The sequence below is a fragment of the Methanocaldococcus vulcanius M7 genome, assembly GCF_000024625.1.
Classification (GTDB): Archaea; AGJL01; Methanococci; order Methanococcales; family Methanocaldococcaceae; genus Methanocaldococcus; species Methanocaldococcus vulcanius.
In genome coordinates, this window is the sequence record NC_013407.1 from 1,032,682 (window position 1) to 1,055,976 (window position 23,295).

The following is a 23,295-nucleotide window of genomic DNA, read 5'->3' on the forward strand; positions in this document are numbered from 1 at the left end:
GGTGAGAGATATGCCTAAGAAAATAAGTGCAATGGATATTTATAAACTACTACCAAAAACAAACTGTAAAAAATGTGGTTATCCATCTTGTATGGCATTTGCTACAAAATTACTTGAAAAGGAGGCAACAGTTGATCAGTGTCCAATATTAAACACGCCAAAGTTTGAAAAAAATAAAAAGAAAATAATAGAGATGATCTCTCCACCTGTAAAAGAAGTTTGGTTTGGAAATAGTGAAAAAAGGGCAGTTATGGGTGGAGACGAGGTAATGTATAGGTATCAGCTTTCATTCTTTAATCCCACACCTATTGGCATTGATATAAGTGATAATTTAAGTGAAGAGGAGATAAAAAACAAAGCAAAAGAAATTGAAAACTTTGTATTTGAAAGAACGGGAGAGAAGTTAAGATTGGACTTTATTGTAATAAGAAATGCATCAAAAGATGCTGAAAAGTTTAAAAAAGCCATTGAGATAGTTGAAAAAGAAACAAAAATGCCTATTTGCCTTGCTTCTTTAGATCCAAATATTATTAAAGAGGGATTAAAAGTTGTTAAATCAAAACCAATGATCTACGCTGCAACAAAAGAGACATTAAACGATTTTATAAGGGTAATAAAAGAACTAAAAAAAGAGAAAGATGTAGTTTTAGTTCTCTCATCAAATAACGTTAAAGAGTTAAAAAACATGTCTGCGAAGTGTCTTGCTAATGGAATAGAGGATTTAGTGTTAGAACCTCACACATACCCTGAAAATATTGCCGAAACGCTCGATCTAAATGTTATGATACGAAGAAGCGCAATAGAAAGGGAAGATAAATACCTTGGATTTCCAATATTAAATTTACCAATAAACGCTTACTACTATGCCCTAAAACATGAATGTCCAATGTCAGGATTTTTTGATGATAAAGATGTTGTTGCTAAGATGTTTGAGGCAACGATAGCAGATGCTTTATTAAATAGATATGCAGATGCACTCATCATGCATGGAACAGACATCTGGGAGTTAATGCCTGTTCTAACGTTAAGGCAGTGTATCTACACAGATCCAAGAAAGCCACAAGCAGTCGAGCCAGGTCTATATCCAATAGGCAATCCTGACGAAAATAGTCCAGTTATCTTAACCACAAACTTCTCTCTTACCTTCTATACAGTAACGGGAGATTTTGAAAAAGATAACGTTAGATGCTGGCTCTTAGTGATGGACACAGGAGGTAAAGCGGTTGATGTCTCAGTTGCAGGTGGGCAGTATAATGGAGAAAATGCCAAGAGATTAATTGAAGAAACAGGAATCGCGGAGAAAGTTAATCATAGAGTCATAATACTACCTGCGTTAGCTGCTTCTACAAGAGGAGATATTGAAGATAAAACCGGCTGGACATGTATAGTCGGAACCAGAGATTCTTCACAGGTTGGGGACTTTTTAAGGAAAAACTGGGATAAGATTCTAAATGAATGGAGAGAGAAAAATAGATCTTAATTCTTTTGTCTTATAATAAACAATCATTTTTAATTTTCTATTTTTTTATTTTTTATTTTTATTATCAGTTCTCCAAATAATTTCTCCTGAATAAGTTCAGCTTTTCCATCATTTGCTAAATAAAGTGAAGGTAAAAAATATCTAACTCTCTCATTTTTTGTTTTGAATTTTTTTTGATAGATAATTATCCCTTCCTTTTCAAGGTCATATAACAATTCATTAATTATATCGGAAACATCCTCTTCCTCGATGAGCTCTTCCACTATTTCCTCTACATCTATTATCTTTTTTTCTTTCTTTTTTCTTGATTTTTTAACTTTTTTCAACTCTTTCTCAATCGTCTCAATTAACTCATCAACACTAACTGATTTACTTTTTTTTCCTTTGCTCTTGGACTTTCTCTGTTTTCTATCTTCCGGCTCTTCATATATATCTTCTTCAAAATACTCCTCTTCTTCCTCTTCTTCATTAACCTCTTCATAGAGGGCTTGCGATTTCATTCTTAAGAGAATACCTGCAACGAGAACAACATCAGCAGATAATCTGATGTCAAATTTCTTCAATTCCCTTATTTTTTGAAGATAATAATCTGCAATTTCGGCAATATTAACATCCCAAGGATTTAGGTTCTTCTTTTCAATTCCCTCTTTTATCATCCTGATCCAAAGAACAATATCAAAATTCTCATGAACCATAAGCCATCTCCCGCAAAAATATACTCTAAACTAATTTAATCTATTTAAATTATTCATGATCTATTTAGATGAACTATTTAAATCCTAATGTCAAATCTAAGATTTAATCCGAAGATAATTTAACCTTCTTAACAACTCTAACTCCAAAGATTTCAGTGTTATTATAATTTCCGTTTTCGTCTTTTTCTGCGGATTTTACCATATCCCAAATGGTTAGTAGTGCTATTGAAACGCCTGTAAGTGCTTCCATCTCTATTCCTGTTTTATACGTTGTTTTAACTGAACATATTGCCTTTATTTTATTATCAAATATCTCAAAATCTATATTTATCGAGGTTATTGGTAAAGGATGACACATTGGAATCAGATCTTGGGTTTTTTTAACTGCCAAGATTCCTGCAATTTGAGCTGTTGTCAAAACATTTCCTTTTTTAATTTTGTTTTCTTTTATCAGTTTTATTGTTTCTGGTTTTAGATTAATATATCCTTCTGCAATACAGATTCTCCCTACATTACTTTTTTTTGATATATCTACCATTTTAACGCCTTTTTCATCCACGTGAGTAAGCATTTTCACACCTTGATTATCACTCAAATTATTAATCTTCGCTAAGAATTCAGATGAAAGCCGTTAAATTTCGTCATATACGTTAATACAAAAATATCTATCCCAAATTTTATTTTTTTATTATTTATTGGTTATTTATTAGTTTAATATTTATTAATTTAATCCCTTGTTCTAATTAATTTAGTTTTATTTAATTTTTTAGATAACTTTTAGATAACTTTTAAAATTGCGATAATTAGAAAAATATAAAGAATTGTTATTAAAATCCCCAAAACAATTATATTTGTGTTGATCAGTTTTAAAATTCGCTTTAAATCATCGATAGTTTTCAAATGCATACCTATCAATAAAATTACTTCTTTTCTCATTATTTTATCAGTTTTCTCATCTAATTTTTTCTCATTTTCCTTTAATTTTGCATCAACTCTTCTTTCTAATTCTAAAATTCTTTTACTTAACACATTTACTTTCTCTTCCAGATTTTTTACTTTTTCAGTTTCATTTTCCTTATTTTCTTCTCCCATGGTAGCCCTTGCTATTATTTGTTTTGTATTTCTTTATTTTTTGGATATTTGTATTTGTATTATCAAACTTTTTCTTTTCTTAATCTTTAATCTATTCTTATATTTTTATCTATGTTATTTTTGCATATTTAAATTAGTAGGTTAATATATAACATCTTTTATCATTTTTGAGACCGTCCAACCAAATCGTTAATATAATAAACAACTACTACAATATCTTGCTAATCTGTATCACTGTTTATAGTTTATATATAATTTATTATATTATGTAAGTTAACGTTTTATATGTGTGCTTAGAAATTATATGGAGGAGATAAGTATGGAAAAAATAGCTGTTTTGGCATATTCTGGAGGTTTAGATACAAGTTGTTGCTTAAAATTATTGGAGGATAAATATGATTATAAAGTCGTTTCTGTCTGCGTGGATGTTGGACAACCAGTAGAGGAAATAAAGGAAGTGGAAGAAAAAGCTAAAAATTTAGGTGTTTTAAAACACTACACTATTGATGCAAAAGAGGAGTTTGTTAAAGATTATATATTTAGAGCAATTAAAGCAAACGCAATGTATGAAGGTTATCCTCTATCAACGGCCTTAGCAAGACCACTAATAGCTTATAAAGTTGTTGAGATTGCCAAAGAAGTTGGAGCCGAGGCAGTTGCCCACGGATGCACTGGAAAAGGAAATGATCAATTTAGATTCGAAACAACTATTAGAATAAAAGCTCCAGATTTAAAGGTTGTTGCTCCAATAAGGGATTTAAACTTAACAAGAGTTGAGGAAATTGAATATGCAAAGGAAAAGGGTATTCCAATACCAACAGAAAGTAAAAAATACAGTATTGACGAAAACTTATGGGGAAGAAGTATAGAAGGTAGCGAATTGGAAGATCCGGATTTTATCCCTCCAGAGGAAATATATGCTTGGACTAAAAACCCATTGGAAGATAAAGAAGAAGAAATTGTAGAGATTGAATTTGAAAAAGGAATTCCAGTGGCAATAAATGGAGAAAGATTAGATCCTGTTGAGTTGATAAAAAAGGCAAATGAGATTGCTGGAAGGCATGGTGTTGGTAGAATAGATATTATTGAAGATAGGATAGTTGGATTAAAATCAAGAGAAAACTACGAATGTCCTGGAGCAATTTTATTAATAACAGCACATAAAGCTTTGGAACAGTTGGTCTTAACAAGAGACGAACTCAGATTTAAAGAAATTGTAGATAGCTTGTACGGAGAGCTTATCTATAAAGGTTTGTGGTTTGATCCATTAAGAGAGGATTTAGATGCTTTTATTGATAAAACCCAAGAGCGAGTGAGTGGAAAAGTCAAAGTTAAGTTATATGGAGGAAGTGCGAGGGTTGTTGGAAGAGAAAGTCCTTATGCTCTATATAGCAAAGAACTCGTCTCTTTCGATGAAAAAGAAATGGACCAAAAGGAAATTGCTGGTATGGTTAAGTATCACGGATTACAAGCAATGCTCTACGAATTGGTAAAGAAGAAAAATAAACAATAATAGATTAAAAAGTTAAAGGTTAATAGATTAAAAGTAAAAAAAGAAAAAAATATAAATAACTTAACTCATCAACTCCACTTTTGAATTTAATTTTCCCATTTCACATAAGACCTCTCCAAGACCTTTTCCTATTCCATACCCTAAATCATAAGTTAATCCAAATAGCCCTCTATTTTCTTCTAAACCATACTCAACAATCTCAGGATTTGAGACATTAGCCAGTTGTTCTAATTTTTTTAAAGCAGTTTCTTCGGTTCCAACTTCATCAACTAATCCGACTTTCTTAGCATCCTCTCCGCTGTATATTTTTCCATCTGCTATTTTAAACGTATAATTTAAAGGCAAATGCCTATACTTTGCAACCCATTTAACAAAATCGATATAGGTTTCATTTATCATCTTTTGCAGATACTCTTTCTCCTCTTTGGTCATAGGCCTGTATGGAGAGCCAATATCCTTATACTTCCCTGCTTTTATTGTAGTTACGTTTATGCCGAGTTTTTTCATTAATCCGTAGTAGTGTATTATATCCATCCTAACTCCAATACTTCCAACTATTGAATGTTTTTCAGCAACTATATAATTTGCAGGAACAGAAGCCATATATGCCCCAGAAGCATCTAAATCCTCAACATACACAACCACTGGCTTTTTCTTGGCTAATTCTGCAACCTTCCTCGCTAATTTTTCGCTTGCTATAACTTCCCCTCCAGGAGAATTAACAATCAACAAAACTCCTTTAACCGAGTTATCCTTTTCTAACTTGTCAAGCAAATTTATATAGTATCTTGCATCTTTCTTTTCTGATGGAAAGAGTCCATCTCCTTGACTGTAATCAAAGTATATTTCATTACATAAATACACTTTTGCAATTTTATTTCCTCCAAGTAGATCTATATTCTCTCCTGAAAAACTCAAGATAGCAAGCACTCCAACTGCAAGTAAACAAACCAGTATCAAAAATAGGGCAATGATCACAACATATATTTTTTTCATACTATCACTTGAATTGAATGGTTTTGCATACTACCAAAATAATAGATTTAGTGGTATTAATAGTTAGCCCTCAACATTTTTAATAAGTAATGCTTTAATCTTTAAAACTCGCTTAATCTTTAACTGCCTTCTTTCTAAACTTCTCAAACAACTCAATGATCTTTTCATCTTTTTTAACCTTCTTTCTTGGTTTTTTAGCCAAATACTTTTTCCAACCTTCCCTTGGCCTAAATAAAGTTATTACATGTCCTACTACACTAACAACCTCTGCATCACACGTCTTAGCAAGCTTTTCAGCAATATCATATTTATCTTCATACAATAAAGCAGCTTTTCTTACTTTAACCTTTATTAAACCTCTCTCTTTTAGTTGTCTATCAACCTCCTTAATAACTTTATCACTACCCTCTTTTCCAATCCAAACGACCGGTTCTAAATCATGAGCTTTACTTCTAAGCATTTTTTTCATTTTCCCAGTAAGTTTTCTTTTTTGTTCTTCTGTCATAAACATCACCCAAAAATTTACTCAACCTATAAAAAACTAATAAGAAAAATTGTTTAAAATAAAAACTTAAAATTATACTCTAATTCTATTTTCTTAATATTTAATCTTTTTCCTGCCTTTTCCTTGAAATAAATTCCATAACTTTTTTGTGCAATTCAGCTATCATCCTCTTTTTATCCTCCATAAACACAATATCAGATGAGGCAGAAACAACCAAATTAAATGCAAATGGGGAAGGAGTTGGCAACTCTAAATAATAAATTTTCCTTTTCTTAACTTTTTCAAAGTAATCCAAGGCGTTATCAATGTCTAAGCTATCCTCTAAAATTTCCCTTAATGTCTCTCTATATAAAGGATGATTAACCTCTTTACAGTATTTTAAAAGCATCTCAGCATTAAACTGCTGTCTATCAACGCTTATCTTCCTCTTCATATATCTTCTCAAAATCATAAAGCCCCTTGTAGCAACATGCCTAAATCTCCTCTTTAAAATTTCGCTCCTCTCTATACTTTCTTCCACATTTTTAACAATATCTAAGTTGAAGAGTTCTATTATATCATTCCTCTTTATCTTTCTATTTTTTGGCAGTATTAAGGCAAAGCCATAATCATTCACCGAAAGTCGAACATTACATTTCTTTATTTTTGAAATATAATTAGCGAAAGCCCTTGCTAATGCCTCATTAGCCCTTCTCCCAGCTACAAAGTGGAATATATAGTATCTCCTTTTTTCCTCCTCAAAACTTTCTATTAAGGCATTTTCATCATCAGGCACTATTGCAAATTTGTCTTGTTCATCCATATAATTTTTAATTGCTTTGGCTGTTTTTTCATCTATGTCGTATTTTTCTTTAATATCTTCAATATCTGAAGATAAAACTTCTTTTCTAAATTTTTCAATATCTAAAGCCAAGTCATAAGCTAACGGCAACTGCTCAGAAAACCATGCTGGAATTGTTGGCTTTTCATCAAAGACCTCTTTAACCCTAATTTTATTTCCTCTGCCCCCTAAGTATTTGTATGTTTTCCCTCCTAAAACAAATATGTCTCCCTTCATCAGCTTTTCAGCAAACTCCTCCTCAACCTCTCCAACGTATTTGCCATCTGCTATAACATCAACCGCTGTCTCATCAGGAATGGTTCCAACGTTCATGTAGTATATAGCCCTCACTGATTTTCCTCTCTTCCCAAATTTATTATCTTTAAGCCAAATTTTTGCATAGACATTTTTTTCTTCAATACCTCCAGACAAATAATTTAAAACGTCTAAGAAATCTTCTCTACTCAAATTTTTATATGGATATGCCTTTTTAATTAAATTATATGCCTCATCAACATCCCAAACCTTCTCTAACGCCATTCCAACCAAATGTTGAGATAGAACATCCAAACAGTTTTTTGGAATATAAACCCTATCAATCTTTCCAATTTTTGCATCATAAGCTAAAACAACATTTTCAACTAAATCATCCCTATCAAATGGGATTATAATCCCCTTACTTTTCTCATGCAACCTATGCCCACTCCTACCAATTCTTTGTAGAGCTCTTGAAACACTCTTTGGTGAGCCGAGGAGAATAACTAAGTCGATACTTCCAATATCCACGCCGAGTTCAAGTGATGTCGAACTGATAACACATTTTAACTCTCCTTTTTTCAATTTCTCCTCAACTTCTAACCTATGCTCTCTGCTTAAAGATGAGTGGTGTGTCTCTACCTTTTCAACTCCCAACTGCTTCAAATAAAATGCAACTCTCTCAGTAGCACTCCTTGTATTTGTAAATATTAAGGTTGTTTTATGCTCTTCTATGAGTTTTTTTAATAAACCATAGAGGTTTTTGCTAATCTCCTCTGAAGGTGTGTAAATAAAATCATCAACTGGAGAGATAACCTTTATCTCAACCTCTTTTTTATAGCTAACATCTACAATATAGCAATCTCTCCCATTACCAACTAAAAATTTAGCTACCTCAGTTAAAGGATATATAGTTGCTGATAAACCAATTCTTATAAAGTTCGCTACCCTATTCAATCTCTCCAAAGAAAGTGAGAGATGAACTCCTCTTTTATTTGTTAATGCGTGAATTTCATCAACTATCACATATTTAATTCCACTCAATAGTTGAGAAAATTTTGGTGAGTTTAAGGCAATAGCTAATGACTCTGGAGTTGTTATTAAAATGTGAGGGGGTTTTTTCAACATTCTTTGCTTTTGTGAGGTTGTTGTATCGCTTGTTCTCACTGCTACTCTAATTTCATCTAACTCAACACCAATTTCTTTAGCAACCCCATAGATCTCTTTTAACGGCTCTTTTAAATTTCTCTCAATATCGTTATTTAAAGCCCTTAGTGGTGAGATATATAAAATATAGATTCTATCTTCTAATTTCTTCTCCAATGATAATTTTATTAACTCATTTATCCCTGCTAAAAAAGCTGATAACGTCTTTCCACTCCCAGTAGGGGAGCAGATTAAAACATTCTTCCCTTCATGGATCTCTTTAATTGCATATCTCTGCGGGGGAGTAAAGGTTTTATATTTTTTTCTAAACCATTCTTTCACTGGCTCTTCTAAGATTTCATAAATCTCTTCATCAGAATACTCCTTTTTTAGATATTCTATCTTTCCCATATTTCCTCACTTGTGTAAATGTTAAATTTCCCATTTCTTGCAAAGCCAATTAATAGGATGTTATTTTTTTCTGCCAATTCTATGGCTCTATCTGTTGGTGGAGATTTTGAGATAATAATATTTAAACCACTGTTTATGGCCTTTTTAACGATTTCATAGGGAATTCTTCCACTGCATTTTAATATTATTTCATTTAAGTTGTAATTATTTAGGATGGCATAGCCGATAACTTTATCAACAGCGTTATATCTTCCAATATCTTCAACAAAAATTATTTTATTGCCTTTTAAATCAAATATTGAAGCCCAGTGAAAACTTCCTGTTATTTCCCAATATTTTGCCTTTATTTTATAAGAAATTATTTTCTTTAGAGTTTCAATGTCTATTTTTATTTCTTTATTATTTTTATTATTGTTAATCTTGATTTTTTCTCCAAAGATGTATATGTTGTTTTTATCAACTTCAACTTTATCAACTTTATTTAAAAATCCTTCACTTATAGCAAAGCCAACTGCAAACTCATTTAAAAAATTTGGAGATAGGGAGATGGACTTAATAAACTCTTCATTAATAAAGATGTTATAGCTTTCTTCAACTGCAATGTAATCTTCAACATCACGAACATCTCTGCCATCAAACCTTTTTATTTTTATCTTTTTAATCATATAAATCCTCCTATTTAATAGTGCATGATAGTATTAAATGTAGGAAGCATTAAATCGTATAAATAATGATACAAAATCAGATTTATTAATATCATTTAGTCAAATATTATATTAACTTGTTATTTTTCATATTTTCCTTCAATAAGTTTGAATGGTGAAATTATGATAAAGCTTCTATATGAAGGGATTTTAATTAGAGAAAATGGAATAATTAAAAAGGCATCATCCTCATCAACATTAATTATTACAAATAACAACAATATAGTTGTTGATACCTCAACAAGGGATATGGGATATAAGATTATTAAGGCATTGTCTGACTTAAATCTCTCTTCAAATGATATAGATGTTGTTATAAATACACATCTTCACTACGATCATATAGAAAACAATCCAATATTTAAAAACGCTACTTTCTATGCCTCTCCAAAAGAGTTCGGGTTTAATGACAACTTTGAAGATTTTAAAAAGTTTAAAGATAAAGAGATTAAGATTATTGAAACTCCGGGGCATACTTACGGTAGTATATCGGTTATCTATAAAGATTATGTTGTTGTTGGTGATGCCTCTCCTTTAAAAAATAATATATTAAAGATGATCCCTCCAAACTTAAATGTAGATGAGGAATTAGCGTTAGAGAGTTTAAAGAAAATTAGATGTCTAAGAAAAAATGTAATTACTGGGCATGAGGGAATTGTTTATAAGGAGGAGTTGTTATGAATTAAATTAACAAAAATTAACCAAATAACGTATTTTTTAATAGAAAGGGTATTTGTTTTTGTTTTGTTAACAACACTTATCATTTTAACATATATTTAAATATATAATATCATATTAAAAATATCAAAATTAATTAATTTATCAAAAACTATAAATATTATTTTTAAAATCTAAAACTTTGGTGAGATAGTATGCTCGTTATAAGGGTCTTTGGAACAGGATGTCCAAAATGTGATCAGGCGTATGAGAACGTTAAAAAGGCAGTTGAAGAACTCAATATAGAGGCAGAGATTATAAAGGTTTCAGACATTAATGAGATTGCTGAGTGGGTATTTTTTACTCCCGGAATTGCATTTGACGATCTTTTAGTTTTTGAAGGGGAGACACCATCAGTTGAGGAAATAAAAGAGGAACTTCTCGAATATTTAAAAGAAAAAGAAGGATAAAAATCTTGCATTTATACAAATTTGTTTTCGTTTAATTTTTATTTAATTCTAATTCTTAATATTTTTATAAAAAAGTTATAGGGTGTGTAATCATTAATTTAATAGCACATATGAATAGAATAATAAATAGAGTAATAATTATAAAAATAATCTATAATACATGTGCTCTACATGCTTTAACTAAGAAGATTAATGGTTTTGGAGGGAAAAAATGATCGTTTGGAACTTAATATGTCCAAAATGTGGTAAAAGGATGAGATTTAAAGTGGATGTATGTCCTTGTATGGCATCCGAAGTTGAACTTCCAAACTGTCCTGATTGTGGAGAAAAAATGGTTCACGATTATACTTCTTTAAAAGGGAGGAGAAAAATTAGGAGGAGATAAAATGGACATAATACAATATATCATAAACATTTTTAACGTTATGTTAAACACAATAGTTAACTACCTAAATGTAAATAGGATTTTAGCCCTCCTAACTGCCTTTTTAATGGCAGGAGGAATCGCTTCTATGATAAACAAAAACTTTATAATAAAATACTTCGGATCTGAGACACCAAAATATATATCCTACACTGTTTCGGCAATAAGTGGAACATTGTTGGCAGTGTGTTCCTGCACGATTCTTCCGTTATTTGCCAGTATTTATAAAAGAGGAGCAGGGATAGGTCCTGCCACGACATTTCTATTTTCAGGTCCTGCTATAAATGTTTTAGCCATCTTTTATTCCGCTGCTCTACTCGGATGGGATATTGGATTTTTAAGAGCGGTTTTTGCGATTTTTGTTTCTGTATTGATAGGGCTATCTATGGGTCTTATATTCAAAGATCACGATCTTAAAAGAAAATTTAAAGTTCCTAAAACTAAAAGCATATCATCAAGACCAATGTATCAAACAGTAATATTCTTTGCCCTTCAATTTTCAATGCTTCTGGTAATCACTGCCTCTCCAAAACTATTTCCAGCACTTTCAACCCCCATCTTCGGAAACTTTCTATTAAAACACCTGTTGTTTATAATTCTTGGAGTTTTTTTAGCAGTATCAGTAAAAATATGGTTTAGAGAGGAAGAAATAAAAAAATGGCTTAAAGAGAGCTTTTCTTTATTAAAAATTGTATTTCCTCTTCTAATCCTTGGAGTTGCAATAGCAGGGGCAATAAAGGCCATAATCCCTCCGAAATATATTGTTATGTATGTTGGAGACAACTCGCTATCTTCAAATTTTGTAGCGTCTTTTATAGGGGCTCTAATGTATTTCGCTACATTAACAGAAGTTCCAATAATAAAGGCGTTAATGGATTTGGGAATGAATGTAGGTCCTGCAATGGCACTACTTCTTGCAGGACCAAGTTTGAGTATTCCAACGATATTAACCATATCGAAAGTCCTTGGGAAAACAAAGGCATTGACTTACTTAGGTTTGGTGGTGTTCTTCTCCACACTATGCGGATACCTTGCTGGAAATCTATTGTCATAAATTTGGTTAATAAATATTCAGTTAACTATATATCTATTTTATTTTATCTTTATATTTTGCCTCTTTTCCTTTTCCTTTGTAGCATCTAAAACTGTATAGCTTATTCTTGAATTATCAAGCTTTTTTATAACCTTCTCTGCCATCTTTCCAGTTATCAATGCAATGACATTACAACCTCTATTGCATGCATTTACAATCGCTTCAGGAACTGCAAACCTTATCTCTGGTTCAACGTTTAGTTTACTTGCCACCACGTAGGCAACTGTTCCCATAGTAGCAATAACATAGTTATCTAACTCATCCATACTCTCTTTGATAAGATCGTAATTAACAGCCCTCGATCCACCAACAACTTCAGGAGGAATTCTAAATACAATAACTTTTCCTTTTGGAACATCAATGATCCCTTTAATTTCGCAAATAGATATATCCTCTCCCTTCTTTCCTCCATATAGAACTTTTGCCTTTGCCTTTCCTTTCGGCTCTTTTGAAGCATATAAAAGCCCTCTTCTCATAAAAAGATAAACGATCTCTCCATCCTCAATATCCTCATTGGCAATAGCAGGCCATATATCTTTATACCTATAAACAGCAGTGTTTATTTCATCTAAATAGTCCCTAAACTCAGAAATCCAGTTTTTTAATTTTCTCAGTCCTTTTTCAGTAACTACATACTCCCCTCTTCCCCTTGATTTTACATAACCTTCCTTAACTAAATTTCTTATATGTTCTGAGACAGCTTGAACTGTCACTCCCAAATTTTCAGCGATCTCTTTCTGTTTTATATGAGGTTGTTTTCTTATAATTTCAGATAAGACCTGAAATTCAGTTATGTTTCTCTTTTTCATATTTTCCCTCTCTATCCTATTAAAAATGTTTTGAGATCGTTGATCTTTTAATGCCATGCTTTGAGAGTAAATACAAAGATCGAGATCTCGGAAAGTTTTAATTACTAAAAATACATATACTTTTGATGATATTTAAATGTTAAAGATAACTTTAATTCGGTGATGATCGTGAATATCCTTATAGTTAATGATGATGGAATTTACTCCCCTTCACTTATAGCATTATATAACGCTCTAAAAGAACAGTTTAAAAATGCAGAGATAACGATAGTTGCTCCAACAAATCAGCAGAGTGGGATTGGAAGGGCAATAAGCTTATTTGAACCATTAAGAATGACAAAAGTGAAGTTGAATGATGATATTGTTGGATATGCTGTTTCTGGCACTCCAACTGACTGTGTGATATTAGGAATTTATCAAATACTAAAAAAAGTTCCCGACTTGGTTATTTCTGGAATAAATATTGGAGAAAATTTAGGAACAGAAATAATGACATCTGGAACATTAGGGGCTGCGTTTGAAGCGGCACATCATGGAGCAAAGGCAATTGCCTCCTCTCTACAAATGACAGCTGATCACTTAAAATTTAAAGAATTTGATATTCCGATAAATTTTGAAATTCCTGCGAAGATCACTGCAAAAATTGCTGAAAAGTATGTAAAATATGATATGCCCTGCGATGTTTTAAATATAAACATTCCTGAAAACGCAACCTTAAAAACCCCAGTGGAAATAACACGACTGGCAAGGAAAATGTATACAACACATGTTGAAGAAAGGATAGATCCAAGAGGTAGGAGTTATTACTGGATTGATGGCTATCCAATATTCGAAGAGGAAGAAGATACAGACGTTTATGTTTTAAGAAAAAAAGGACATATATCAATAACTCCCTTAACATTAGATACAACAATTAAAAATTTGAATGAATTTAAAAATAAGTATAAAGAGGTTCTTTGCAAGATGGATAAATAGTTTTTTAAATTTTTTATTTTTTAAAGATTTAAAGAAATACATTTTAGATTTATTAACTCAATTAACCCTTTAATCTCAATGATATTACAGTAATAACTAAAATATGGTTAAATAGGTCTTAAAATGTGATAGTAAGGTTTAAAACAAGTTTAAGGCATATTAAATTTTTTATCTTAATTTAATTATCTTTATTATTTTTAATTTTATTTCTTTTTTTATTCCTTTTATCATAAAATCCTTAATCATATCTCTTCACTAAATATTTAACATTTTTTTCATTTTTTCATTTTTATCCTTATATAGATTAAAAATTTTTAATGTTAATTAACTTTAAATATCACGATCACAAATAAATATAAGGTTTTGAACAGAGGAAAGGGTGATTTTATTGACTTGCACAATAATAGTCGGAGGACAATGGGGAGATGAAGGAAAAGGAAAAATAATAAGCTACATCTGCGATAAAGATAAGCCGTCAATTATTGCAAGAGGAGGAGTAGGTCCAAATGCAGGACATACTGTAAATATTGGAGGAAAGAGTTATGGAATTAGAATGATACCAACCGGATTTCCATACAAGGAGGCAAAATTAGCCATAGGAGCAGGAGTTTTAGTAGATCCAGAGGTTTTATTAAAAGAAGTTGAAATGCTAAAAGAATTTAACATTAAAGAGAGATTGATAGTAGATTACAGATCTGGAATTATTGAAGAGAAGCATAAGATTATGGATAGAAAAGATGAGCACTTAGCCAAGGAGATCGGAACCACTGGAAGTGGATGTGGGCCTGCTAACGTGGATAGGGTCTTGAGGGTTTTAAAGCAGGCAAAAGATGTTGAAGAATTAAAGGACTTTTTAGGAGATGTATCGGAAGAGGTTAATGATGCATTAGAGAGAGGAGATAATGTCTTAATCGAAGGAACCCAGGGGACTCTACTTTCTTTATATTATGGCACCTATCCATACGTAACCTCAAAAGACACAACTGCCTCATCCTTTGCTGCGGATGTTGGAATTGGCCCTACAAAAGTTGATGAGGTTATAGTTGTTTTCAAAAGTTATCCTACAAGAGTAGGAGCAGGGCCATTTCCAACAGAAATGTCGTTAGAGGAAGCGGAGAAACTTGGAATTGTTGAATACGGAACAGTTACAGGAAGAAGGAGAAGAGTTGGCTACTTTGATTTTGAACTGGCAAGAAAAGCTTGTCGGTTGAATGGAGCTACCCAGATCGCTTTGACAGGTTTAGATAAATACGATAAAGATTGTTATGGAGCAACTGACTACAACTCTTTAACTGAAAAGGCAAAAGAGTTTATAAGAAAAATTGAAGAAGAGACAGGCGTTCCTGTTACTATAATATCTACAGGTCCAGAGATGCATCAAACAATTGATTTGAGAAGTGAAAAGTTATAATTTACCACATTGAGTATAAAATGCTTCCCAAAATGATCCACCATACTAAGAAGGTCATAGAACTCAGCGTCTTTTCATTTATCAGGAGTTCTAAAAAGCTCCCAATTTTAGATAAAATTTTATTTTTTCTTTCTTTTAATAACTCTGGAAGAGCATTCCACACGTGAAATCCATCTAACGGCATGGCTGGAAGAAGATTAAATAATGCAAGTAAAAAATTAAACCAATATGTCCAATAGATGGTGTTTACAAGTAAAGATAGGGGTTCAGAAGGAGCCACTATAATCCCAAGCTTTCCTTCCTTAGATGATTGAATTTTGTAGATCTTAATTTTTCCATTTTCAATAACTCCAACATCATAAACTTTATTTGGCTGTATTGTTTTTGCAATATTTTTAAACTCCTCTAACGATGTTATTTTTTTCCCATTTATTGAATAGAGAATATCTCCCTCATGAAGAAATTTTGATGCAGGATCATTTAGACCTACTATTTTAAGTTCTGCTGGTAAGGAGTAAGTAAATGATAACATTGGGATTGATATTAAAAAGATTATGAGATTTGCAAGAGGCCCTGCTGAGGCAATAGCTCCTCTAACTTTTTTCTCTGCATTTTTAAAGTCATCTCCAAGTTCTACAAATGCCCCTAATGGAAATCCCAAGAACAACAGAATCCCGGAACTCTTAACCTTTATTCCAAAAGACCTCGCAAATACCCCATGGGCTAATTCGTGGACTGAAACTGCAATCAACAATGCAATAATTCCGGGAATCCAAGGTATTACATTACCAAATAGAAATATAACAGGTTTTCCTGCCTCTTTTGGAAGAGTTCCTGAAATAAGCTTGATACTCATCTCTAACAGGTTAAGTAGCATAAAACATCCGATTATAACACATATTGGAATGGAAAAAATCCCTATTTTTCTCCAAATTTTATATTTTCCTAACTTTTCAACTGTTTTTAATCCAATCTTAGTTCTCAAAATTCCAAATACTCCTCCATATGTTTTTAAATTTATAGAGTCCCTTACACTATAAAGTATCAACCAAACTATTATCGCGATTATAACAATAATTTTAGATGAATCCATCATTTTTCCTCCGTTATATTGTGAAGTGTATTAAAACTTATATTAAAACATTAATTAATAAATGAGAAGTATTTATGTTAAAGGTATAAGAGTATTAATGTAAGTCATATATCAGTCAATATTTACTTTATATTACAAAATTTTTCAACAATAAATTTTTTAGTAATATTTTAATAAACGTTTTCCAATCCATCAATTTCCCATTGATATTAAAACATTATCCATAACAGAATCTTATTACTTTCTGAGGTTGATATAATGAAAATAACAAGAATGCACGGAGCTGGCGGGAAGATAATGCAAGATCTCATAAAAAATATCATCTTAAAAAATTTAGAAATAACATCAGTAAATGGAGGCATTGGATTAGAGAGTTTGGATGACTCTGCAACGATACCAATAGGAGATAAAGAGATTGTTTTTACAGTTGATGGGCATACGGTTAAGCCAATATTCTTTCCAGGAGGAGATATTGGAAGATTGGCTGTAAGTGGAACTGTAAATGACTTGGCAGTTATGGGTGCTAAACCATTAGCTTTATCTTTATCTTTAATTATTCCAGAGGGATTTAACTTAGAAGATCTTGAAAAAATAATCAAATCAATAAATGAAACAACCAAAGAAGCAGAAGTAGCGATAATAACGGGAGATACAAAAGTTTCTGATGGAGTTGATGATGTTATAATCTCAACCGCAGGAGTTGGAATCGTAGATCGAGGAAAAGCAATAAGGGACTGTGGTGTTAAAGAAGGAGATGCAATAATTGTTTCTGGAAACATAGGAGAACATGGATTAGCAATTTTATTATCAAGAGAAGGTTTTGACTTTGAAACAGATATAAAATCAGATGTTGCTCCAATAAACAAACTAATAGAGAAAGTTTTAAGTGAAGGAATTCAAATCAACGCCATGAAAGATCCAACAAGAGGAGGTTTAGCGGATGCCTTAAATGAAATGGCGGAGAAAAGTAATATTGGAATAACAATTTTTGAAGACAAACTTCCCATAAGCGAAGAAGTTCAATCACTCTGCGACATACTCGGTTTAGATCCTTTAACAATAGCAAATGAAGGAAAAGTAGTTATGGCAGTTAAAAAGGAAGATGCAGAAAGATGCTTAGAGATCTTGAAGGAACATCCATTAGGAAAAAACGCTGAGATTATCGGCTATGCTACAAAAGAACATAAGGGAGTTGTAATGGAAACAATCGTTGGGAGAAGAATAGTTGATATGCCTATTGGTGATCCAATCCCAAGGGTCTGCTAATTGTTAAATCTTTAAAAGTTTTGATGAAACTTTTTAAAAATCCTGTTAAACTTTCTTCTAAAAAGAGGTGGAAAAATGAGATATGTTGCTTATAAAATTTATCCAGAAGAGTTTTTAAATAATGAGGTAGTTGATAATGCTTTAATTCTTGAGGGAAAAAAATTAAGAAGAGTTAGAATATTAGGAAGAGTAGAAAATGTAAATGTTGGTGGGATAATCTCTTTTTATGTGGATGGAGTTAATGTTAGATACTTTGAAGAAAAGCCCATCTATGTTGAGGAAGGTGATGTAGTGGATATAATAGGAAGGCCTAAGACATACAATGGAGAGAAATACCTTATGGCAGAAATCGTTAAAAGAAGAAATGAGAAATGGACAACACTCAGGAACTTAGAAATAAAAAAGACAAGGAAATATTTACTTAAAGCAGAAGATGTTGGAGATGATTTGGAAGAAGAGGTATTTAATGAAATAACAGGTAGGGACTTAGATACTATAAAAAATAAAATATTGGAGATCATAAAAGAGAGAGGGGAAATAACATATGAAGATTTAGTAGAAGAATTGAACATTTCTGAAGAGGAATTAGAAAACTGTCTATCTGATCTTATAAATTCGGGAGATATATTCGAGCCCCGACCACACATATACAAGGTTTTATAAATGAGAGGAACTATCTTAACACTTAATACTCTTTTTATTCAATATGGAAATTTTTTCAATTTGGAGGTGAAACGTTGTTATTAGAAGAAACGTTAAAATCATGTCCAATTGTTAAAAGAGGCAAATACCATTATTTTATCCATCCGATAAGTGATGGGGTTCCTCTTGTAGAACCAAAATTGTTAAGAGAAGTTGCAACAAGAATAATAAAGATAGGAAACTTTGAGGGAGTTAACAAGATAGTTACGGCTGAGGCAATGGGTATTCCACTGGTAACTACACTCTCGTTATATACTGACATCCCTTACGTTATCATGAGAAAAAGAGAATACAAATTACCAGGAGAAGTTCCTGTATTTCAATCAACAGGATACAGCAAGGGACAACTCTACTTAAATGGAATAGAAAAAGGAGATAAAGTTATTATCATAGATGATGTTATCTCCACAGGAGGAACTATGATTGCTATAATAAACGCGTTAGAAAGAGCAGGAGCTGAGATAAAAGATATAATTTGCGTTATTGAAAGAGGGGATGGAAAAAAGATAGTTGAGGAAAAAACTGGTTATAAAATAAAAACCTTAGTTAAAATTGATGTTGTAGATGGAGAAGTAGTTATACTCTAAAAAAATCATTTCATTTTAGTAATTAATTTGAAGTATTTGGTCTATAAACCCTCTCTTTAATTATTTCGTGCTATTGCTGTTATTATTTATTATTACTATTTTTAATTTTTAATAGAGGGATAAAGGATGATCGTTTTAAAAAACGCAAACATTGTGGATGTTTATAGTGGAGAGATTATTAAAGGGAATGTTGGATTTGAAAATAAAGAGATCGTGTTCGTGGATTTAGAAAACGATATTGAAAAACTATGTAAAAAAATTAATAACTCGGATATTAAAATTTTTGATTTAAAAGGTAAATACCTATCCCCTACATTTATAGATGGGCATATTCACATTGAATCATCCCACGTAATTCCCTCTGAGTTTGAAAAATTTGCTCTAAAAAGTGGAGTTAGTAGAGTTGTCATAGATCCTCATGAAATAGCAAATGTTGCAGGAAAAGAAGGAATTTTATTTATGTTAAATAATGCAAAAATCTTGGATGTTTATGTTATGATCCCCTCTTGTGTTCCAGCAACGAAGTTAGAGACCAGCGGAGGGGAAATAACTGCGAAAGATATAGAGGAGTTAATAATATTAGATAACGTTTTGGGATTAGGAGAGGTAATGGATTATATGGCAGTGATCAATGGGGATGAAGAAATATTGAAAAAAATAGAAGTTGCTAAGAGATATAAAAAATTAATAGACGGACACTGTCCTAAGTTAAGAGGGAGAGAACTTAATCAATATATAAAAGCAGGGATAATGAGTGATCATGAAAGTGTAGAAGAAGAGGAAGCATTAGAAAAACTCAGATTAGGATTAAAATTAATGGTTAGAGAAGGAACTGCATCTAAAAATATTTACTTACTAAAAATACGTAAAAAGATCTCTGATATTCGGAATATAATGTTAGTTAGCGACGATCTCTGTATTAAAGAGGCAGATGGATATATGTTTAATATACTAAGAAAAGCAACTAACTACATCTCACCAATAGAGGCAATACAAATGGTTACGGTAAATCCTGGTAATTATTTTGGATTGGACGTTGGAATAAAGCCAGGAAACGAAGCAAGTTTTGTGATATTTGAAGATCTTAATAATTTTAAAGTTTGTGATATAATTATAAAGGGAAAATTTTTGGAAGAGATTTTGAATGACCTAAATAAAATTAAAAAAAGAAATATTCCAAAAAATCTTTTAAACACGATGAACTATCAATATAAAAAAGAAATGGAGTTTTTAATTAAAGGAATTGATTATAGGGAAAGAGACGGCCTTGTTAGGGTAATAAAACCAATTAAGGACTCGTTAATAACAGAAGAATTAATATTCAGCGTCGAAGAGGTTAAACTTCTACTAAAAGAAAACGTAATAAATAAAATATTTGTTATCGAGAGACATAAAAACACTGGAAATATTGGAAAAGGATTGATTTACAATTTTTTAAATTGTGGGGCATTAGCTTCTTCCTATGCTCATGACTCTCATAATGTAATAGCCATTGGCAACGATGAAAAAGATCTTTCGATTGCAGTGAATAAATTAAAAGATATTGGAGGAGGATTTATAGCAGTTAAAGATGGAGAAGTTGTAGATTATCTCCCTCTACCAATTGGGGGGCTTATGGGAGATGACGGGAACTATGTGCTAAATAAGATGAAGATACTCTCTGAAAAGATCCACGAGTGGAGCGTATTTGAAAATCCATTTTTAAGTATGAGTTTTTTCTCACTTCCTGTCATTCCAGAGTTGAAAATAACTGACATAGGGCTTATTAAAAACATGGAAAAAGTGGATCTTTTCCTATAAAAAATAAAAAGCTTAAAATAACGAACAAAGAAAAAGGGATCTACATGGGAAAATTTTCTGATTATTTAGAGCTGATCAGGATAAAGAATTGTATAACTGCCTCATTTGGAGGAGTTATTGGATATTTAATCTCCTCAAATTTTGAGATCGATATTTTTAAAATTATTTTGGTGTATTCAGTAGTGTTTTTTATATGTGCATATGGAAACGTAATAAACGACATCTTTGATATTGAAATAGATAAAATAAACAAGCCATTCAGACCATTACCATCAGGAAAAATATCTTTAAAAGAAGCAAAATTCTTCTCTTTTTTACTGCTTTTTACGGGCTTATTTTTATCTGTTTTTATAAATATATATGCATTAATAATTGCGATTATAAACTCAATCTTTCTCTACCTATATGGAAAAAAGTATAAGAAGTATAAACCGATCGGCAATTTCTTAGTTGGATACTTAACAGGATCAGTTTTTTTATTTGGAGGTGTGGCAGGGAAAAACGTTTATCCAGTCGTTATATTATTCCTTTGCTCTCTATTTTCAATATGGGGTAGAGAAATCATCAAGGACTTTGAAGACATGGAGGGGGATTTAAAAGAAGGTGTGGTTTCACTTCCAATAATGTATAAAGAGAAATCTTTATTTATTGCATCCCTTTTAATCATAATTGCGATTATTTTAAGCCCCCTCCCTTACATATTTGGAGTATTTGGTATTTCCTATCTCATACTGATAGTACTCTGTGATATATTATTTCTTTGGGCAATAATTATTTTGCTAAAAAATCCAACCAAAAAAACCGCATCAAAGGTTTCAAAATTATTAAAAATTATAATGAATATAGTCCTCGTTGCGTTTTTGGTTGGTGCAGTTTAAACCTTTTAAATAACGAAAATTATAAAAGCGGTAAGATATAAAAGAAGATGAAAGTAGAATAGTCAAAAAGAATTTCCAACTTTTTGAAATACCATCAAACGCTTTTTAGGTGAAACATTATGTTCCCCGGTAAAATGAATCCAAGAATGTTAAAAAAGATGCAAAAGATGATGAAGGACTTTGGAATGGAATCTGAAGATTTAAACGTTAAGAAAGTAATATTTGTATTTGATGAAGAAGAGTGGGTCTTTGAGGAACCAAAAGTTCAAGTTATGGATATATTGGGGGTTAAAACATACTCCATAACTGGAAGACCTAAAAAACAGAAAATAGAAAAAGAAAAAATAGAAAAAGAAACGGCAGAAGAAATAAGCGAGAGTGAAGAAGTTAAAATTGAAATAACAGATGAAGATATAGAATTGGTCGCAAACCAGTGTAATGTATCAAAAGACGTTGCAAGGAAGGTCTTAGAGGAGTGCAATGGAGACATTGCAGAGGCCATTGTAAAATTAGAAGAAGAAAAAGAAAATTAAAAATATTAAATTTAAGGAGTTGGAGGAAGAGTTCTTTTATGTTCGTTCTTTTTTATAAGGTTAAATATCTTATCAACAACCTCCTTTTCAACCCCAAGTTTTTTTACTACTTCATCAGCGTTCATTCCCTCTTCATAACACTTTAATATCTTATCAAGGGTCTCATATTTAACTCCCAACTCATCCTCATCAGTTTGACCTTCCCAAAGACCTGCTGAGGGTGGTTTTTCAATTATCTCCTTTGGAATCCCTAAATATTTTGCCATCTCTCTGACTTCTGTTTTAAATAAATTCCCAATGGGCTTTATATCGCATGCAATATCTCCATGTTTTGTTCCATAACCAACATACGTTTCTGATTTATTCGCTGTTCCAGCAACAAGCAGATTATACTTGTTTGCAAAATAATAAAGAATACACATTCTTATCCTTGCCTTTAAATTACCGTCAGCTATTTTATCAAATTCTCTTGTTGGAACATATCCACCCGCTCCAAATGCCTTTAAAATATCTGTTATATCTGAAATTATATATTTTATCCCCAAAGATTTAGCAACCATTATGGCATGTTCAATATCTTTCCTATTACTATACTTCTCAGGCATTATAATTCCAAGCACCCTATCTTTTCCAAGGGCTTTAACACACAGATAAGCGGTTAATGATGAATCAATACCACCACTCAATCCAATAACTACTCCGTTAACTCTGGCTTCCTCTACCTTATCTCTTATAAATTTAACGATTTTGTCAACTTCATTTTTCATAGTTTCTCCTCTTTAGAGATGTCCCTATATTTGGATTTATTTATTAATGCCTTATTTATAATTATTATTTTATAATTATTATAATGCTTATTTCCTTATTACTTTTTGTTAATTTGACTTTATTATTAAAATATTTTTTATCAAAATCAACTTATCAAATTATAAAGTAAACGTTTTATAATAAATAACAAATAAATAATAAAATGAAATATT

General features: G+C 31.5%; 24 protein-coding genes. 14 read left to right on the forward strand and 10 right to left on the reverse strand.

Annotated features, from left to right (window positions below; all coding sequences use genetic code 11):
- Nucleotides 1–10 precede the first annotated feature (10 nt).
- Complete coding sequence (acsC, locus tag METVU_RS05145) at nucleotides 11–1,480, forward strand: acetyl-CoA decarbonylase/synthase complex subunit gamma (protein ID WP_015733131.1); 1,470 nt, start codon at nucleotides 11–13, stop codon at nucleotides 1,478–1,480.
- 29 nt (nucleotides 1,481–1,509) lie between these two features.
- Here acsC and METVU_RS05150 read toward each other — a convergent pair whose 3' ends face one another.
- The 3 genes from METVU_RS05150 to METVU_RS05160 all read right to left on the reverse strand — a co-directional run bounded on the left by METVU_RS05150 (nucleotide 1,510) and on the right by METVU_RS05160 (nucleotide 3,267).
- Nucleotides 1,510–2,175 carry a segregation/condensation protein A gene (locus METVU_RS05150; protein WP_015733132.1) on the reverse strand — a complete coding sequence of 222 codons (666 nt, stop codon included), beginning with the start codon at nucleotides 2,173–2,175 and terminating at the stop codon, nucleotides 1,510–1,512.
- A gap of 103 nt (nucleotides 2,176–2,278) precedes the next feature.
- On the reverse strand, nucleotides 2,279–2,746 hold the full coding sequence (moaC, locus tag METVU_RS05155) for a cyclic pyranopterin monophosphate synthase MoaC (RefSeq protein WP_015733133.1): 468 nt from the start codon (nucleotides 2,744–2,746) through the stop codon (nucleotides 2,279–2,281).
- Nucleotides 2,747–2,952: 206 nt separating this feature from the next.
- A complete protein-coding gene (locus METVU_RS05160) occupies nucleotides 2,953–3,267 on the reverse strand; it encodes a hypothetical protein (protein ID WP_015733134.1) in 315 nt (104 codons plus the stop codon).
- A 319-nt stretch (nucleotides 3,268–3,586) separates the two neighbouring features.
- Between METVU_RS05160 and METVU_RS05165 the strand changes: the two genes are divergently transcribed.
- The gene (locus tag METVU_RS05165; protein ID WP_015733135.1) at nucleotides 3,587–4,780 is read left to right on the forward strand and encodes an argininosuccinate synthase; all 1,194 of its coding nucleotides are present in this window, start codon (nucleotides 3,587–3,589) and stop codon (nucleotides 4,778–4,780) included.
- 60 nt (nucleotides 4,781–4,840) lie between these two features.
- On the opposite strand, the gene sppA is transcribed toward METVU_RS05165, so the two are convergent.
- From sppA to fdhD, 4 genes are all read right to left on the reverse strand, one after another.
- The gene (gene sppA, locus METVU_RS05170; RefSeq protein ID WP_015733136.1) at nucleotides 4,841–5,776 is read right to left on the reverse strand and encodes a signal peptide peptidase SppA; all 936 of its coding nucleotides are present in this window, start codon (nucleotides 5,774–5,776) and stop codon (nucleotides 4,841–4,843) included.
- Between the two features lie 112 nt (nucleotides 5,777–5,888).
- Nucleotides 5,889–6,287, reverse strand: coding sequence for a ribosome assembly RNA-binding protein YhbY (gene yhbY / locus METVU_RS05175; RefSeq protein ID WP_015733137.1), 399 nt, complete (start codon nucleotides 6,285–6,287; stop codon nucleotides 5,889–5,891).
- 94 nt (nucleotides 6,288–6,381) lie between these two features.
- Nucleotides 6,382–8,913, reverse strand: coding sequence for an ATP-dependent helicase (locus METVU_RS05180; RefSeq protein WP_015733138.1), 2,532 nt, complete (start codon nucleotides 8,911–8,913; stop codon nucleotides 6,382–6,384).
- Nucleotides 8,901–9,578: a formate dehydrogenase accessory sulfurtransferase FdhD gene (gene fdhD, locus METVU_RS05185; protein ID WP_015733139.1), complete on the reverse strand. Its 678-nt coding sequence runs from the start codon at nucleotides 9,576–9,578 to the stop codon at nucleotides 8,901–8,903. The genes METVU_RS05180 and fdhD overlap by 13 nt, the downstream gene beginning before the upstream one ends.
- 162 nt (nucleotides 9,579–9,740) lie before the next feature.
- On the opposite strand from fdhD, the gene METVU_RS05190 reads away from it, so the two are divergent.
- The 4 genes from METVU_RS05190 to METVU_RS05200 all read left to right on the forward strand — a co-directional run bounded on the left by METVU_RS05190 (nucleotide 9,741) and on the right by METVU_RS05200 (nucleotide 12,222).
- Nucleotides 9,741–10,298, forward strand: a complete 558-nt coding sequence (locus METVU_RS05190) for an MBL fold metallo-hydrolase (protein WP_015733140.1) — start codon at nucleotides 9,741–9,743, stop codon at nucleotides 10,296–10,298.
- A gap of 191 nt (nucleotides 10,299–10,489) precedes the next feature.
- Nucleotides 10,490–10,744: an MTH895/ArsE family thioredoxin-like protein gene (locus METVU_RS05195; RefSeq protein WP_015733141.1), complete on the forward strand. Its 255-nt coding sequence runs from the start codon at nucleotides 10,490–10,492 to the stop codon at nucleotides 10,742–10,744.
- A 211-nt stretch (nucleotides 10,745–10,955) separates the two neighbouring features.
- Nucleotides 10,956–11,129: a hypothetical protein gene (locus tag METVU_RS09085; RefSeq protein WP_015733142.1), complete on the forward strand. Its 174-nt coding sequence runs from the start codon at nucleotides 10,956–10,958 to the stop codon at nucleotides 11,127–11,129.
- A 1-nt stretch (nucleotide 11,130) separates the two neighbouring features.
- Nucleotides 11,131–12,222 (forward strand): permease, encoded by a 1,092-nt coding sequence (locus METVU_RS05200; RefSeq protein WP_015733143.1) that lies wholly within the window; start codon nucleotides 11,131–11,133, stop codon nucleotides 12,220–12,222.
- 38 nt (nucleotides 12,223–12,260) lie between these two features.
- On the opposite strand, the gene METVU_RS05205 is transcribed toward METVU_RS05200, so the two are convergent.
- Nucleotides 12,261–13,070, reverse strand: a complete 810-nt coding sequence (locus METVU_RS05205; protein ID WP_015733144.1) for a DUF7839 domain-containing protein — start codon at nucleotides 13,068–13,070, stop codon at nucleotides 12,261–12,263.
- A gap of 162 nt (nucleotides 13,071–13,232) precedes the next feature.
- Here METVU_RS05205 and surE point away from each other — a divergent pair, with 162 nt between their 5' ends.
- Complete coding sequence (surE, locus tag METVU_RS05210; RefSeq protein ID WP_015733145.1) at nucleotides 13,233–14,045, forward strand: 5'/3'-nucleotidase SurE; 813 nt, start codon at nucleotides 13,233–13,235, stop codon at nucleotides 14,043–14,045.
- Between the two features lie 388 nt (nucleotides 14,046–14,433).
- Nucleotides 14,434–15,456: an adenylosuccinate synthetase gene (locus METVU_RS05215; RefSeq protein ID WP_048196832.1), complete on the forward strand. Its 1,023-nt coding sequence runs from the start codon at nucleotides 14,434–14,436 to the stop codon at nucleotides 15,454–15,456.
- A 1-nt stretch (nucleotide 15,457) separates the two neighbouring features.
- Here the strand turns inward: METVU_RS05215 and METVU_RS05220 are convergent, their stop codons facing one another.
- Nucleotides 15,458–16,549 carry a site-2 protease family protein gene (locus METVU_RS05220; RefSeq protein ID WP_015733147.1) on the reverse strand — a complete coding sequence of 364 codons (1,092 nt, stop codon included), beginning with the start codon at nucleotides 16,547–16,549 and terminating at the stop codon, nucleotides 15,458–15,460.
- Between the two features lie 258 nt (nucleotides 16,550–16,807).
- On the opposite strand from METVU_RS05220, the gene hypE reads away from it, so the two are divergent.
- The 6 genes from hypE to METVU_RS05250 all read left to right on the forward strand — a co-directional run bounded on the left by hypE (nucleotide 16,808) and on the right by METVU_RS05250 (nucleotide 22,315).
- The gene (hypE, locus tag METVU_RS05225) at nucleotides 16,808–17,815 is read left to right on the forward strand and encodes a hydrogenase expression/formation protein HypE (protein WP_015733148.1); all 1,008 of its coding nucleotides are present in this window, start codon (nucleotides 16,808–16,810) and stop codon (nucleotides 17,813–17,815) included.
- A 75-nt stretch (nucleotides 17,816–17,890) separates the two neighbouring features.
- Nucleotides 17,891–18,478, forward strand: a complete 588-nt coding sequence (locus tag METVU_RS05230) for a PCI domain-containing protein (RefSeq protein WP_015733149.1) — start codon at nucleotides 17,891–17,893, stop codon at nucleotides 18,476–18,478.
- A gap of 74 nt (nucleotides 18,479–18,552) precedes the next feature.
- Nucleotides 18,553–19,104, forward strand: a complete 552-nt coding sequence (hpt, locus tag METVU_RS05235) for a hypoxanthine/guanine phosphoribosyltransferase (RefSeq protein WP_015733150.1) — start codon at nucleotides 18,553–18,555, stop codon at nucleotides 19,102–19,104.
- Nucleotides 19,105–19,230: 126 nt separating this feature from the next.
- Complete coding sequence (gene ade, locus METVU_RS05240) at nucleotides 19,231–20,904, forward strand: adenine deaminase (RefSeq protein ID WP_015733151.1); 1,674 nt, start codon at nucleotides 19,231–19,233, stop codon at nucleotides 20,902–20,904.
- A 44-nt stretch (nucleotides 20,905–20,948) separates the two neighbouring features.
- On the forward strand, nucleotides 20,949–21,782 hold the full coding sequence (locus METVU_RS05245; protein WP_015733152.1) for a UbiA family prenyltransferase: 834 nt from the start codon (nucleotides 20,949–20,951) through the stop codon (nucleotides 21,780–21,782).
- Nucleotides 21,783–21,901: 119 nt separating this feature from the next.
- Nucleotides 21,902–22,315 carry a nascent polypeptide-associated complex protein gene (locus tag METVU_RS05250; RefSeq protein WP_015733153.1) on the forward strand — a complete coding sequence of 138 codons (414 nt, stop codon included), beginning with the start codon at nucleotides 21,902–21,904 and terminating at the stop codon, nucleotides 22,313–22,315.
- An 11-nt stretch (nucleotides 22,316–22,326) separates the two neighbouring features.
- On the opposite strand, the gene METVU_RS05255 is transcribed toward METVU_RS05250, so the two are convergent.
- On the reverse strand, nucleotides 22,327–23,082 hold the full coding sequence (locus tag METVU_RS05255) for an NAD+ synthase (RefSeq protein WP_015733154.1): 756 nt from the start codon (nucleotides 23,080–23,082) through the stop codon (nucleotides 22,327–22,329).
- Between the last annotated feature and the right edge of the window lie 213 nt (nucleotides 23,083–23,295).